The sequence below is a fragment of the Streptomyces sp. NBC_01669 genome (genome assembly GCF_026339735.1).
In the GTDB taxonomy this organism is placed as follows: domain Bacteria; phylum Actinomycetota; class Actinomycetes; order Streptomycetales; family Streptomycetaceae; genus Streptomyces; species Streptomyces yanii.
The window spans coordinates 4,156,905-4,170,168 of sequence record NZ_JAPEQG010000001.1; the positions used below are offsets into that span (position 1 = coordinate 4,156,905).

The following is a 13,264-nucleotide window of genomic DNA, read 5'->3' on the forward strand; positions in this document are numbered from 1 at the left end:
TCTCATATAGTGGCCACGACTTGATTAGGAATTATCAACTCCGGTTGATCACTTTCACCCCCTGCCGTACCGAAGTGTCCGGATCCACCCTCTGTCCGTCGCCGTCCGCCCCCGAGGACTCCGCTTGCGCCCCACATCCCGGCCGACCGCACTGGCCCTGCTGGTCTCGGCGGCCGTCACCGGTTCCTGCTGCCTGTGGGCGGTCCTCGCTGCCCCTGCTTCGGTCAGAACCCCGCTGTCCTGGGGGGCGGGCGCCGCCGCCCTGCTGCTGTCCGTCGCCGTGGCCGTCGCCGTCCACGCCCGGGCCACCACGCGCCTGCTCCGCGCGCACAACGCCGTCGAGGCCCAGCGGTTCACCGCCGAGACCTCGCGACTGGTGTCGACGTCCGCGGCCGACGCCCAGCGGTTCACCGCGGAGGCGGCCAGGATCAAGGCCGTCGCGGCGGCCGAGAACGCGCGGATCACCGAGCTGGCCGCCGCGGAGACCGCCCGGCTGGAAGACGAGGTCAAGCGGCTGGGCGACCGGCTGCACGACGAGGTCGAGCGGCTGAGCGCGCGCGTGGCCCGCAGCGAGACCGAGCGCTCCGCCGCGATCGCCGCCTGCGCCAACGCCGCCGGACGGATGCAGGCGCTCGCCACCAGCATGCTCGCCGACCTGCGCGACATGGAGCACCGGCATTCCTCCGAGGACATCCTCGGCGATCTGCTGCACCTGGACCACCGCACCGCCCAGGCGGGCCGGCTGGCCGACTCCATCGCCGTGCTGACCGGTGCCCGCTCCGGGCGGCGCTGGGCGAAGCCGATCGTGATGGAGTCCATCCTGCGCGGCGCGATGGGCCGGATCAGCGGCTATCAGCGGGTACGTCTCCACTCGACCAGTGACGTCGCGATCGCCGGTCACGCCGCCGAGGGCGTCATGCACGCGCTCGCCGAACTCCTCGACAACGCCGCCAACTTCTCGCCGCCCACCGCGGAAGTCCATGTGTACGTCGAGGAGGTGCCTGCCGGCATCGTCCTCACCGTCGAGGACAGCGGTCTGGTGATGAGCGATGTGCAGCTGCGGCGCGCCGAACGTGCGGTGTCGGCCTCCAACCAGGACCTGACCGGCCTGTCCGGCACCCGCCTCGGTCTCGCCGTCGTGGGCCGACTGGCCCGCAAGCACGGCCTGACGGTCTCGTTCCGGCCGTCCGCGCGCGGCGGCACGGGCGCCCTGATGATGCTCCCGCAGGAACTGATCACCCGGACACCGGTGACCGTCCCGGCGACGGAACCGGAGCCCGTCCCCACGCCCGCCCCCGCCCCGGCCGCCGAGCCCGTCCCCGCGAACACGGAGACCGGCTCCGGCTCCGCGTCCGAGACCACCGGCAGCCTCCCCCGGTTCGGCGAGAGCGGCCTCCCCAAGCGCACCCGGGGCCGTACCCTCGCCGCCGCCGAATCCCGTAACAACGCCAACGGCGCCGCCCCCGGCGCCGCCGCAACTCCCCGGCCCCGTACTTCCGACCCCAAGGAACAGGCAGCCCGCTTCAGCAGCTTCCGCCAGGCAGTACGGCCCAATCCCCCGCACCCGGAAGGCAACACCCGATGACCGCGACCACCGACGAGAAGCTCAACTGGCTGCTGGAGGGGCTCCTGGAGCGCACCCCCGGTACCCGGCACGCCCTCGTCCTGTCCAGGGACGGCCTCAAGCTCTGCCGTACCCCCGAGCTCTCCGTCGATCAGGCCGACCAGCTGGCCGCGATCTCGGCCGGCATCCAGAGCCTGTCGCACGGCGCCTCCGTCGAGTTCGGTGACGGCACCGGCGGCGTACGGTCCGCGATGGCCGAGTTCTACGGCGGCGTGCTGTTCATCGTCGAGGCGGGCGCGGGCGCCCATCTCGCGGTCGTCGCCTCGGAGGACTCCGACGTCGGCCTCATCGGCCACAACATGAGCGAACTCGTCGAGCAGCTCGGCGAGCACCTGAGCGCCCCGCCGCGCTCCGCCGCGGCCTCCGAAGCACCGTCCGACGCCACCGCAGCCGCCGACGCGACCGCGGCCGTATGACCCGCCCCCGTCCCGGCCGGGACGACGACCCGGACCGGCTGTACACCCTCACCGGTGGCCGCAGCCGGTCCGATTCGGACGCGTTCGACCTGGTGACGCTGGTGGTCTCCGAATGCGAGCCGGCCCCTGGCATGCAGTCGGAGCACGTCACGATCCTGCGGATGTGCCAGAGCCCCACCGCGGTCGTCGAGATCGCGGCGGGGCTCGGGCTGCCCGTCAGCATCGTCCGGATCATGCTGTCCGACCTGCTGGACACCGGCCGGATCAGCGCCCGTCACCCCCGTACCGCCCGTGTCGCGGACCGGCTCCCCGACCCCGACATCCTGGAACAGGTGCTCGTTGGACTCCGCAACCTCTGACCGTGCCGCCCTGCAGGCGACGGCCGACAACGGACTGAAGATCGTCGTCGTCGGCGGCTTCGGGGTCGGCAAGACCACCATGGTCCGCTCCGTCAGCGAGATCCGTCCGCTGAACACGGAAGAGACCATGACCCGCGCGGGCGAGGCCGTCGATCACCTCGACGGTGTGCAGTCGAAGACGTCCACGACCGTCGCCTTCGACTTCGGCCGGATCTCCCTCGACGAACGCTCGGTGCTCTACCTCTTCGGCGCACCCGGCCAGGAACGCTTCTGGTTCCTGTGGGACCGGCTGTTCTCGGGCACGCTCGGCGCCGTCGTCCTCGTCGACACCCGCCGGCTCGCCGACTCCTGGTACGCGATCGACCGCCTGGAGCACCACGGCACGCCGTTCATCGTGGCGTGCAACGACTTCGGCGGCCCGCTCCACACCGAACAGCAGATTCGTGAGGCGCTCGACCTGTCGGACGACGTGCCGCTGGTGGAGTGCGACGCCCGGGACCGCTCGTCCAGCAAGTACGTACTGATCACGCTGGTCGAGCACCTCCATGCCCTCGCGCTCGGCACAACGTCCGCCGCCCGTCCGGAGACCACACCGGAGAAGACCCCGGAGCCCACCTCGTGACCCAGCCCCCGGCGCCGCCCTCCGGCTGCCCCGTGAACCACGGACGCGCGCCGCTCTCCGGCCCCCGGTTCCAGACCGAACCGACCACGCTGTACCGGGAGATGCGCCGCGACCACGGGGCCGTGGCGCCCGTCGTCCTGGACGGCGACATCCCCGCCTGGCTGGTGCTCGGCTACCGCGAACTGCACCAGCTCACCGGCGACCCGGTGCTGTTCAGCCGCGACTCCGACCTGTGGAACCAGTGGGACCGCATCCCGGACGACTGGCCGCTGCTGCCGATGATCGGCCACAAGCAGCCGTCGATCCTCTACACCGTCGGCCCGCGCCACACCGAGCGCGCCGCGATGATCAGCAACGCGCTGGAGGCGGTCGACCCGTTCGCGCTCAAGCGGTACGCGGAGGAGTTCGCCGACACGCTCGTCGACGGGTTCTGCACCAAGGGCGCAACCGACATCATCGCCGACTACGCGATGCTGCTCCCCGCCCTCGTCCTGGCGAAGATCTACGGCTTCGGCGACACCATCGGTCACGCACTCGTCGGCTCGATCAACGACATGATCGACGGCCGGGAACGGGCCCTCGCCGGGCAGCAGCACCTCGCCACGTCGATGATCCAGCTGCTGGCCGACAAGCACGCCGAGCCCGGTGACGACGTCGCGACCCGGATGCTCGCCGACACCGGCGGCTTCACCGACGAGGAGGTCGCCCAGGACCTCATGGTCATGATGGCGGCGGGCCACCAGCCGACCGCCGACTGGATGGGCAACTCACTGCGGCTGATGCTCACCGACGACCGGTTCGCCGCGTCGCTGTCGGGCGGCCGGCACAGCGTCGCCGAGGCGATGAACGAGGTGCTCTGGCAGGACACCCCGACGCAGAACGTCGCGGGCCGCTGGGCGTCGCGCGACACCCACATCGGCGGGCGTCACATCCAGGCGGGCGACCTGCTGCTGCTCGGCATCGCCGCCGCCAACGCGGACCCGCAGGTCCGCACCGACGGCTCCTCGCTGACCGGCGGCAACAACGCGTTCCTCTCCTTCGGCCACGGCGAGCACCGCTGCCCGTTCCCCGCCCAGGAGACCGCCGAGGTCATCGCCCGTACCGGCATCGAGGTGCTCCTCGACCGGCTCCCGGACATCGACCTCGCCGTCCCCGCGCAGCAGCTCACCCGTCGCCCGTCCCCCTGGCTGCGCGGTCTGACCGACCTGCCGGTGACCTTCACCCCCACCCCCGCCCTTGGAGGCCAGAGATGACCCGCATCGCCCTCGACCCCTTCGTCGCCGATCTCGACGGCGAGAGCGCCCGGCTGCGCGCGGCGGGTCCCCTCGCCGAGGTGGAGCTGCCGGGCGGGGTGCACTGTTACGCGGTCACCCACCACGCCGAGGCACGCCAGCTGCTCACCGACAGCCGGATCGTGAAGGACATCAACGTCTGGGGCGCCTGGCAGCGCGGCGAGATACCCATGGACTGGCCGCTGATCGGCCTCGCCAACCCGGGCCGCTCCATGCTCACCGTCGACGGCGCGGACCACCGCCGGCTGCGCACCCTGGTCGCGCAGGCGCTGACGGTGAAGCGGGTGGAACGGCTGCGGGCCGGTATCGAGGCGCTGACCACGGCGAGCCTGGACCGGCTGGCGGCACTGCCCCGGGGCGAGCAGGTCGACCTGAAGGCCGAGTTCGCGTACCCGCTGCCGATGAACGTGATCAGCGAGCTGATGGGTGTGGACGGCGCCGACCACCCGCGGCTGAAGGAGCTGTTCGAGAAGTTCTTCTCGACGCAGACGCCGCCGGAGGAGGTCCCGCAGATGATGGCGGACCTCGGCACGCTCTTCACGAGGATCGTCGACTCCAAGCGGGAGAACCCGGGCGACGACCTGACCAGCGCCCTGATCGCGGCCTCCGAGGACGGCGACCACCTCACCGACGAGGAGATCGTCAACACCCTCCAGCTGATCATCGCTGCGGGCCACGAGACCACGATCAGTCTGATCGTGAACGCGGTCGTCGCACTCCAGACCCACCCGGAGCAGCGCAAGCAGGTGCTCAGCGGGGAGGTGCCGTGGGAGAACGTGATCGAGGAGACCCTGCGCTGGAACACTCCCACCTCGCACGTGCTGATCCGGTTCGCCACGGAGGATGTCGAGGTCGGCGACACGGTGCTGCCGAAGGGCGAGGCGCTGATCGTCTCCTTCGGCGCGCTGGGCCGCGACGAGGCGCAGTACGGGCCGACCGCCGGTGACTTCGACATCACCCGCTCCCCCAACCGCCACATCGCCTTCGGCCACGGCCCGCACGTGTGCCCGGGCGCGGCGCTGTCCCGGCTGGAGGCGGGAGTGGCGCTGCCCGCGCTGTACGAGCGGTTTCCGGAGCTGGAGCTCGCCGTCCCGGCCTCCGAGCTGCGGAACAAGCCGATCGTCACCCAGAACGACCTGTACGACCTGCCGGTCGAACTGGGCTGACCCCGCCGCGCGATGTGGTCCATACGCCGGAGCGGGTGTCTCATCCGACGGACACGGCGCTCGACCGTGCCCATGAGGTACTACGCTCCGGTTCGTGGCCGATATCCAGATTCCCGCTGACATCAAGCCCTCCGACGGACGCTTCGGCGCCGGTCCTTCCAAGGTGCGGACGGAGGCGCTCGACGCGCTGGCCGCCACCGGAACGTCTCTTCTCGGTACGTCCCACCGCCAGGCCCCGGTCAAGAACCTGGTCGGCTCGGTGCGTCAGGGTGTACGCGACCTCTTCTCCCTCCCCGAGGGCTACGAGGTGATCCTGGGCAACGGCGGCTCCACCGCCTTCTGGGACATCGCGACGCACGGTCTGATCGAGACGAAGTCCCAGCACCTCAACTTCGGTGAGTTCTCCTCGAAGTTCACGAAGGCCGCCAAGCTCGCCCCGTGGCTCGCCGACCCGAGCGTCATCGCCTCCGACCCGGGCACCCACCCGGACCCGCAGGCGGAGGCGGGTGTCGACGTCTACGCGTTCACGCACAACGAGACGTCGACCGGTGTCGCCATGCCGATCAACCGCGTCGCCGGTGCCGACGAGGGCTCCCTGGTCCTGGTGGACGCCACCTCCGGCGCGGGAGGTCTGCCGGTCGACATCACCGAGACGGACGTCTACTACTTCGGGCCGCAGAAGGTCTTCGCCGCCGACGGCGGCCTGTGGATCGCCGTGTTCTCCCCGGCGGCCCTGGAGCGCGCCGCGCGCATCCACGCGTCCGGCCGGCACATCCCGGAGTTCTTCTCGCTGCCGACGGCGATCGACAACTCCCTCAAGAACCAGACGTACAACACCCCGGCCCTGGCCACGCTGTTCCTCCTGAACGAGCAGCTGACCTGGTTCAACAGCCAGGGTGGCCTGGACTTCTCGACCGGCCGCAGCGCCGCGTCGGCGCGGAACCTGTACGGCTGGGCCGAGGAGTCGAAGTACGCGACCCCGTTCGTCGCCGACCCGGCGAAGCGCTCGGCGGTCATCGGCACGATCGACTTCTCGGACGAGATCGACGCCGCGGCGGTCGCCAAGGTGCTGCGCGCCAACGGCATCGTCGACACGGAGCCGTACCGCAAGCTGGGCCGCAACCAGCTGCGTGTCGCGATGTTCCCGGCGATCGACCCGGCGGACGTGCTGGCCCTGACGGCCTGCATCGACTACGTGATCGAGAAGCTGTAACAAGCAGCTGTACGCCTCCGAGGGGCCCCCGGTACGGATCCGTACCGGGGGCCCCTCGCCGTTGCTCACCCCGCCGCCTCCGCCAGGACCGCCCGGAGCCGGCCGATCCCTTCCTTCCACGGCTCCTCGTGCCCGCCCTCGCTCCACAGCTCCAGCAGCTCGGACGGCTCGGTCACCACGCGGTCGAGGGCCTGAACCGCGAGGCGCCGCAGCTCCACGGGCAGCTCGGGGAGCGGCTCGTCCGGCCCGTACGCCGTCGTCACGGGCTCCCCGCCCGGGCACCGCGCGGCCACCAGGGCGGCCGCCGCCACGGCCACGACGGCGTCGTCGGAGTCCAGATAGTCCGTGGTCCCGACGACGGCCGTCAGCGCGTCGCGAATCAGCTCAGCCCGCTTGTTCCGCGGGGCGTCGTCGAGATCCCCCGAGAAGTCCGCTGCGGTGTCGCTGTCGAAATGACCGATGTCCCAGGTGCCCATGGCGCCCCCTTCTTCGACGGTCCGGCCATCCTCGCAACCACCACTGACAACAGGCCTGTCAGTGCCCGTTGTTACGGTCCTCCCATGACGAAGACCGTGCCGTACACCGGCGGCGAGAAGGACTCCCTGCACATCGCCCTCGACCGGCACCGCGACGCGGTGCTGTGGAAGCTCGACGGCCTCGACGACGAGCAGCTGCGCCGCCCGATGACCCCGACGGGCACGAATCTGCTGGGCCTGGTCAAGCATCTGGCGACCGTCGAGTACGGCTGGTTCTGCACGCCGTTCGGCCGTGAGACGGAGAAGCTCTGGTTCGACGCGTACACGGAGGACATGACGGTCGCCCCGGACGAGACGACCGCCGACATCCTGGCCTTCTACGCGCGCGCCCGCGCCGCCGCGGACCGGGCGATAGAGGAGATCCCGCTCGACACGATCGGTACGGCATGGGACGGGCGGAAGGTGTCGATGCGCTGGGTGCTCATCCACATGCTGGAGGACGTCGTGCGGCACGCCGGGCACATGGACATCGTCCGCGAACTGATCGACGGGGCGACGGGCACCCACCCGCAGAGCGCCTCCGCATAGGCCCGGCCGCCTCGTTCACTCGACCGAGTGGACGATCACCAAAAGGACATGTGGGGGTGCACCGTCCTACGATGATGCTCTCGACACCACCCACCAGGAGGCCCGCAATGTCTGCAGCAGCAGTCGAGCACCCCTGTGACGGTGAACCGGAATCCCTGCTCGAAACGGCCAACTGGCTGATGGAGCAGCATCCGGGCTACCGCGTCGAGATCATCGGAGGCGTTGTCACCGTGGCCCCACCCCCGGACGGCCCGCATGCAAGTACGCTGACCACGCTCATGATCCCCTTCCTGGCCGCCGGCCTTCACGGCGAGGAGTCCCGGATCCTCCAGGGGATCGGCTTGTGGCTTCCCGGCGGGCCCGAGGATTACGCGATCCCCGATCTCTCCATCGTCGACGCCGATCTCGACGAGCATGTGATCGAGAACAACTGCTACGACCCTGCTGTTTTCCGCCTCGTCCTTGAGGTCACCTCCAGCAACTACAACAACGACCTGCGCAACAAGGTCACCGCATACGCCGAGGCGAAGATCCCCGTCTATGTGATCGTCAACCGCAAGCACGGCCGGGTCCACGTCCTGACCGATCCCCTCGCCGACGGGTACGACAGCCACCAGGTGTACGCCCCCGGACAGCAGGTCACCCTCCCCGCCTCCATCGGCGCGGAGGTCACGCTCGACGTCGCGGATCTGCTGGAGGCCGGGCAGCGCCGGAAGTGACGTCCGGGCGGCGCCACCGCCGCTCCCCGTCCTCCCACTCGTCGGTGGGCACGAGTCCCGCCGCCGCGGCCACCGCGGCGGACGCGGTGTGGTCGGGGTGGATGTGGGCGACGACCGTACGGACCGCTTCCCCGGCCAGCAGGTGTGCCACCAGCCCGGCCGCCGCTTCCTTCGCATAGCCCAGGCCCTGCCACTCGGTGCCGACGACCCAGGCGGTCTCGGCCCGGGGGCCCGCCACCGTGGCCTGGACCCAGCCCACGAGACGACTGTCGGCGCGTATCCGGAGTACCCAGTTCCACCAGTGTTCGGCAGGGTCGGGCGAGCCGGCTTCCCAGCGGACGTAGCGGGCCCGGAGTGTGTCCAGGTCCTCCGGTGCGCCGCCCGTGTACGTGTGCAGGGCCGGGTCGGCGAGTACCGCCGCCATCTCGTCGGCGTGCACGGCTCGCAGCGGCAGTGCGTCGAGCCGCTCGGTCGAGAAGGCCTCGGGCCCCTGGTTCGTCATAGCGCCCGACCTTACGTGCGGCGCGTCACCGGATGGCTCCGGCCCCGGGACGTGCGCCGATGGACTCGGGCGCGAAGGGTCAGCCGCGCTTGCGGCGCCGGTTCATGAAGACGAGTGCGCCCACGGCGGCGAGCACCACCGCTCCCACCAGTGTGCTGCCCTTCACCTCGCTGTCGCCCCCGCCTGCCCCACCGGCGGCCGACGCGCCACCGTCCTTCGACGGCGACTTGGAGTCGCCGCCGCTCCCGTCCGCGCCTGCGATGTCCACCCGTACCACCTCGCTCCGCGCGCCCTCCGAGCCGAACATCAGTGCCGAGCCGTCCGCCGTGTACGTCACCGACTCGGACTGTCCCTGCAACGGCGCATGGACCGGGTGGTCGGCGCCGAGCCGCCCGTCCTTGAACGCGTAGCCACGGGCGCTGAAGTAGGACCGCAGCACCAGTTCCTTCCCGTCCGGCGAGAACGCCCCGTCCGTCACCCACGGCACCTCGCCGACCCGCCGGAACACATTGGTCCGTCCGGTGGAGAGCTCGGCGGGTCCTTCGTACAGTCCGCCGCCGTCCTCGTTCTTCGAGGCGATGTAGACCCGGCCGGTCTTCGGGTGGACCATCAGCGCCTCGGCGTTGCGTGCTCCGTCCGCGTACTTCACGTCGAACTGGGTCGCCCGGACCGTCGCGTCCTTCAGCACCTTCGGCTCCGGGAACCGGTAGATCCAGACGTGGTCCCAGCTGCCGTTCAGGTTGTCGCCGATGTCGCCGACGTACAGGTTGCCGTCGGGTCCGAGCGAGATCGCCTCCACGTCGCGCGGCGCGCCGACCCCGCGCATGGTGATCGTCGCGACGGTCTTCCCGGTCCGGGAGTCGACGGCGTAGACGTACGGCCCGTCCTCGCTGTCGTTGTGCGTCCAGTAGATGCCCGGGTGGACGCGGCTCGCGGCGAGGCCGCTGGACTCGGTGATCCGGGGGTCCTCGATGGTGAAGCTGCGGTCGGCGGACCCGTCGTCGGCCGTGGCCGGCGCGGCTGCCGCGCCGGCGAGGACGAACAGCGCGGCGGCACCGGTGACTGTCAGATACGAACGCATGGACCAAGTGTCCATCGTCACGTCGCAGCTCCGCGCGTTGATCCGCCATGATGACGCCATGCGTTTTCTGTTCGTCGGCGATTCCATGACCATCGGCCGCGCCGGCGACTTCACCTGGCGCTACCGCATGTGGCAGCACCTCGAAGCGGCTTTCGACGGTCCGTACGAGATCGTCGGTCCCCGGACCGAGCTGTACGACACCGCGACGAACACCCCGGTCTCGTACGCGTACGGCGCCCCGGATTTCCCCGCCCCGGCCCGCCGCCATCTGGCGGGCTGGGGAGAGGGATGGCTGCACATGGCCCCGGTGATCGCGGACACGGTCACCGCGACGCGTGCCGACGTGCTGCTCGTCTCGCTCGGCCTGATAGATCTCGGCTTCTACACGGACAGCGGGCAGACCGCCGAGAACGCCCGCGCGTTCGTCGCGGCCGCCCGCACCGCGAACCCGCACATCAAGGCCGTACTCCTGCCGGTCATCCCGAACATACGGGCCGAGTCGGACGCCCCGTTCGCCGCGGAGTGCGACCGCTTCAACGAGCTCCTCGCAAAGGCGGTCGCCGACCTCGACGAGCCGATGTCACCGATCCTGCTGGCGTCGCGCCCGGCCGGGTACGACATCCACACGGACACGTACGACGGCACGCACCCCGGTCCCACGGGCGAGCAGAAGCTGGCCGCGACGTTCGCCGACGCGATGCACCAGGCGTGGGGCGTGGGCGGGCCGTACGCGGGCGGCCGCACGGAAACGTGACGCCCGGCCGCCCCGGTGCCCTCACTTCTTGGTGGGCCGGGCCCGCACATGCATCCGTTCGCCCTGCGGCCCGAACAGGCTGAGAATCTCGACCGGTTCAGGCCCCGCGCTGGACCAGGCATGGGGCGTACGCGTGTCGAACTCGGCGACCTCCCCGGTGGTCAGTACGACATCGTGCTCACCCAGCACCAGCCGCAGCCGCCCCGCCAGCACGTACAACCACTCGTAGCCCTCGTGCGTCCGCTGCTCCAGGGGCCCGGTCGCCCCTCGCCCGCCGGGCAGCACCATCTTGTACGCCTGGAGGCCACCGAGGTGGCGGGTCAACGGCATGAATTTTCTGCCGCCGCGGGTGAAGGGGCGCATGTGGACCCGAGGGTCGCCGGTGGCGGGGGCTCCGACGAGTTCGTCGAGCGCGACCCCGTACGCCTTGACCAGTGGCAGCAGCAGTTCCAGGGTGGGTTTGCGGCCGCCCGACTCCAGGCGGGAGAGGGTACTGACCGAGATCCCGGTCATCTCGCCCAGCTGGGCGAGGGTCGTGCCGCGCTCCCGGCGCAGGGTCCTCAGGCGCGACCCGACCCCGGTCAGGACGGCGGCGAACTCATCGCCGGCATCCGCATCCGCCTTCGCTCCGTCTCCCATCTCCCCATTATTCGCCGTACGGGAGAGCGGGCGCGGTGCAGGGCGAGCCGAGCATGGTCAGGGAGAGCCGCGTGAGCTCTTCGGTCAGCCAGTCGGGCGTGACCTGGCGGGGGCGGCGGGCGTGGTGGGCGAGGAGTTCCTCGACCGAGTGGGTCATCACCGTGACCGCGACCCGCTGGTCCCCGTCACCCACCTCACCCCGCTCGGCGGCACGCTCGGCCTCACAGGTCAGGAACTCGGACCACATCGTCCGCCACATCGCGAGATGGTCGTCGACGGTGCGGCTCACGCCCAGCGCCTCGACGAACGCCACCCGTGCGGCCCGCGGATCAGCGGTGACCCCGCGCACATAGGCGGCGAAGAGGCGACGGAACCGTTCCTCCGTCGCGCACTCCTCCATGTCGTCGGAGAGCATCGCCTCCTCGGACGCGCGCAGTCCGCTGGTCGCCACCTCGTCGTACAGCGCGATCAACAGCGCCTCCCGGGAGGTGAAATGCTGATGGAACGCGCGAATCGGCACGCGCGCCTCGGCGCAGAGTTGCTCGACAGTCGTGTGCGCGTAGCCGTACGCGGCGAACAGGTCCCGCCCGGCCCGCAGGAGCCGGCCACGCCACTGCGCCCGGTCCTCGGCGGACTCGGTCATCCCTGTTCCGCGGCTCACCACGGCATTCACCACAGGTCCTCCTTCGTCGGCCCGGAGTCGCTGTCATTGTCCTCGCTCCGCCCCGACAGCGGCGGATCCGCCACACCCACGGCAGCGGCGCGTCGCCGGACGACGACGTCAGTCAGGTCGTCTCCGTTGGGCTCGCGGCAAGGGCGGCGACGCGGTCCCGCCACGGGGTATGGGAAGGCTGCTCCGCGTACGCGGCGGCCCAGTACGCCCGGGCGCCCTCCCCGCGACACGGACCGCAGTGCGTCTCGTCCCCCACGGGCCGGAACACGTGATCGTCGCCGGGCCCCTCGCAGACCACCAGCTCGGCCACACGCGGCGCCGACCGGGCCTCGACGGTGGGTGGCGGTACCGCCTCCGGGAGCTTCTGCACGAGACGGTGCCGCAGGAACCCCACTGCGGATCGCACCCCGCTCTCGGGCAGCCCACTGGTCAGCGCCCGCCGCAGATCGGCAGCCGTGACTCCGCGCCGCAACCACTCGGCGGCGGCCTCCGCGAGACCCCGTGCCTCCCGCGCCCCCAGATGCAGCTCCCGGTGCGCATGCCGCAACGAAAGCAACACCCGCTCGCCCTCGGCCACTTCCGGCGCGGATTCAGCTTCGGGCTCCGCTTCGGTGGGTGGGTGGGACGATTTCTTCCCCAGTTCTTCCTCTACCGGTGTATAGCCACCGGCCACCCGACCCCTCGGCTGATCGACCGTCCGCTTCTGCGCACTCGGTGGCACCTCGACACCCCACCCGTCCCGGAGCTCGGCCGCCGCCGCACCCGTGACCGGGGAGTTGGCGAAGAGCTGTACGGTCACCCACCGACCCCGGTCGTTCTGCTGATGCCACTCGTGCAGGAACCCGTCCTCGACCAGCATCCTCTTCGCCCTCTGATAGGCCCGCCCCGTGATCCCCAGCTGCCGCGCATGCTCGCTGAGCGGCTTGTCGGCCAGGCCTTCGGGGAGCCCCTGCACGTACAGGAGGAGAATCTTCGCGTCACTGTTCAGACGCGGATGACGCACCACGTCGTGCGAAGCCTTCGTGAAGCGCCGAGACGGCGCGATAGCATGCCAAAGCATCCCGGTGGACCTCTAGACCACTCGTGGGTGAAGGCCTCCGGACCGGTGTTGGTAGCACCGCCGGGGGCCGCCCCGTATGC

Annotated in this window: 16 protein-coding genes; 10 read left to right on the forward strand and 6 right to left on the reverse strand. The window is 70.7% G+C overall.

The genetic code is table 11. The features are described 5' to 3' along the window. Positions 1 to 124 precede the first annotated feature (124 nt). The 7 genes from OG972_RS18450 (at position 125) to serC (ending at position 6,692) form a co-directional block, all read left to right on the forward strand. A complete protein-coding gene (locus OG972_RS18450) occupies positions 125 to 1,585 on the forward strand; it encodes a sensor histidine kinase KdpD (protein WP_266982892.1) in 1,461 nt (486 codons plus the stop codon). Continuing rightward, positions 1,582 to 2,040 (forward strand): roadblock/LC7 domain-containing protein, encoded by a 459-nt coding sequence (locus OG972_RS18455; protein ID WP_266982894.1) that lies wholly within the window; start codon positions 1,582 to 1,584, stop codon positions 2,038 to 2,040. Before OG972_RS18450 ends, OG972_RS18455 begins: the two co-directional genes overlap by 4 nt. Then, complete coding sequence (locus OG972_RS18460; RefSeq protein ID WP_266982896.1) at positions 2,037 to 2,399, forward strand: DUF742 domain-containing protein; 363 nt, start codon at positions 2,037 to 2,039, stop codon at positions 2,397 to 2,399. The genes OG972_RS18455 and OG972_RS18460 overlap by 4 nt, the downstream gene beginning before the upstream one ends. Then, a complete protein-coding gene (locus tag OG972_RS18465; protein WP_266982898.1) occupies positions 2,380 to 3,021 on the forward strand; it encodes an ATP/GTP-binding protein in 642 nt (213 codons plus the stop codon). Before OG972_RS18460 ends, OG972_RS18465 begins: the two co-directional genes overlap by 20 nt. Continuing rightward, positions 3,018 to 4,274: a cytochrome P450 gene (locus tag OG972_RS18470; RefSeq protein WP_266982900.1), complete on the forward strand. Its 1,257-nt coding sequence runs from the start codon at positions 3,018 to 3,020 to the stop codon at positions 4,272 to 4,274. Before OG972_RS18465 ends, OG972_RS18470 begins: the two co-directional genes overlap by 4 nt. Continuing rightward, positions 4,271 to 5,479: a cytochrome P450 gene (locus OG972_RS18475; RefSeq protein ID WP_266982902.1), complete on the forward strand. Its 1,209-nt coding sequence runs from the start codon at positions 4,271 to 4,273 to the stop codon at positions 5,477 to 5,479. The genes OG972_RS18470 and OG972_RS18475 overlap by 4 nt, the downstream gene beginning before the upstream one ends. 94 nt (positions 5,480 to 5,573) lie before the next feature. Further along, the gene (gene serC / locus OG972_RS18480) at positions 5,574 to 6,692 is read left to right on the forward strand and encodes a phosphoserine transaminase (protein WP_266982904.1); all 1,119 of its coding nucleotides are present in this window, start codon (positions 5,574 to 5,576) and stop codon (positions 6,690 to 6,692) included. A gap of 65 nt (positions 6,693 to 6,757) precedes the next feature. On the opposite strand, the gene OG972_RS18485 is transcribed toward serC, so the two are convergent. Beyond that, positions 6,758 to 7,168 carry a DUF4259 domain-containing protein gene (locus OG972_RS18485; protein ID WP_266982906.1) on the reverse strand — a complete coding sequence of 137 codons (411 nt, stop codon included), beginning with the start codon at positions 7,166 to 7,168 and terminating at the stop codon, positions 6,758 to 6,760. Positions 7,169 to 7,252: 84 nt separating this feature from the next. Between OG972_RS18485 and OG972_RS18490 the strand changes: the two genes are divergently transcribed. Then, positions 7,253 to 7,756, forward strand: a complete 504-nt coding sequence (locus OG972_RS18490) for a DinB family protein (protein WP_266982908.1) — start codon at positions 7,253 to 7,255, stop codon at positions 7,754 to 7,756. A gap of 107 nt (positions 7,757 to 7,863) precedes the next feature. Next, on the forward strand, positions 7,864 to 8,475 hold the full coding sequence (locus tag OG972_RS18495; RefSeq protein WP_266982909.1) for a Uma2 family endonuclease: 612 nt from the start codon (positions 7,864 to 7,866) through the stop codon (positions 8,473 to 8,475). Here the strand turns inward: OG972_RS18495 and OG972_RS18500 are convergent. Both OG972_RS18500 and OG972_RS18505 read right to left on the reverse strand, forming a co-directional pair. Further along, positions 8,426 to 8,977 carry a GNAT family N-acetyltransferase gene (locus tag OG972_RS18500; RefSeq protein WP_266982911.1) on the reverse strand — a complete coding sequence of 184 codons (552 nt, stop codon included), beginning with the start codon at positions 8,975 to 8,977 and terminating at the stop codon, positions 8,426 to 8,428. The genes OG972_RS18495 and OG972_RS18500 overlap by 50 nt on opposite strands. Before the next feature lie 79 nt (positions 8,978 to 9,056). Continuing rightward, positions 9,057 to 10,058 carry a WD40 repeat domain-containing protein gene (locus OG972_RS18505; RefSeq protein WP_266982913.1) on the reverse strand — a complete coding sequence of 334 codons (1,002 nt, stop codon included), beginning with the start codon at positions 10,056 to 10,058 and terminating at the stop codon, positions 9,057 to 9,059. A gap of 58 nt (positions 10,059 to 10,116) precedes the next feature. Here OG972_RS18505 and OG972_RS18510 point away from each other — a divergent pair, with 58 nt between their 5' ends. Beyond that, positions 10,117 to 10,812, forward strand: a complete 696-nt coding sequence (locus tag OG972_RS18510; RefSeq protein WP_266982915.1) for a GDSL-type esterase/lipase family protein — start codon at positions 10,117 to 10,119, stop codon at positions 10,810 to 10,812. A gap of 21 nt (positions 10,813 to 10,833) precedes the next feature. On the opposite strand, the gene OG972_RS18515 is transcribed toward OG972_RS18510, so the two are convergent. The 3 genes from OG972_RS18515 to OG972_RS18525 all read right to left on the reverse strand — a co-directional run bounded on the left by OG972_RS18515 (position 10,834) and on the right by OG972_RS18525 (position 13,184). Continuing rightward, positions 10,834 to 11,451: a helix-turn-helix domain-containing protein gene (locus OG972_RS18515; protein WP_266982917.1), complete on the reverse strand. Its 618-nt coding sequence runs from the start codon at positions 11,449 to 11,451 to the stop codon at positions 10,834 to 10,836. Between the two features lie 7 nt (positions 11,452 to 11,458). Then, positions 11,459 to 12,094 (reverse strand): TetR/AcrR family transcriptional regulator, encoded by a 636-nt coding sequence (locus tag OG972_RS18520; protein WP_266990564.1) that lies wholly within the window; start codon positions 12,092 to 12,094, stop codon positions 11,459 to 11,461. Between the two features lie 142 nt (positions 12,095 to 12,236). Further along, positions 12,237 to 13,184, reverse strand: a complete 948-nt coding sequence (locus OG972_RS18525) for a hypothetical protein (RefSeq protein WP_266982919.1) — start codon at positions 13,182 to 13,184, stop codon at positions 12,237 to 12,239. Positions 13,185 to 13,264: the final 80 nt, after the last annotated feature.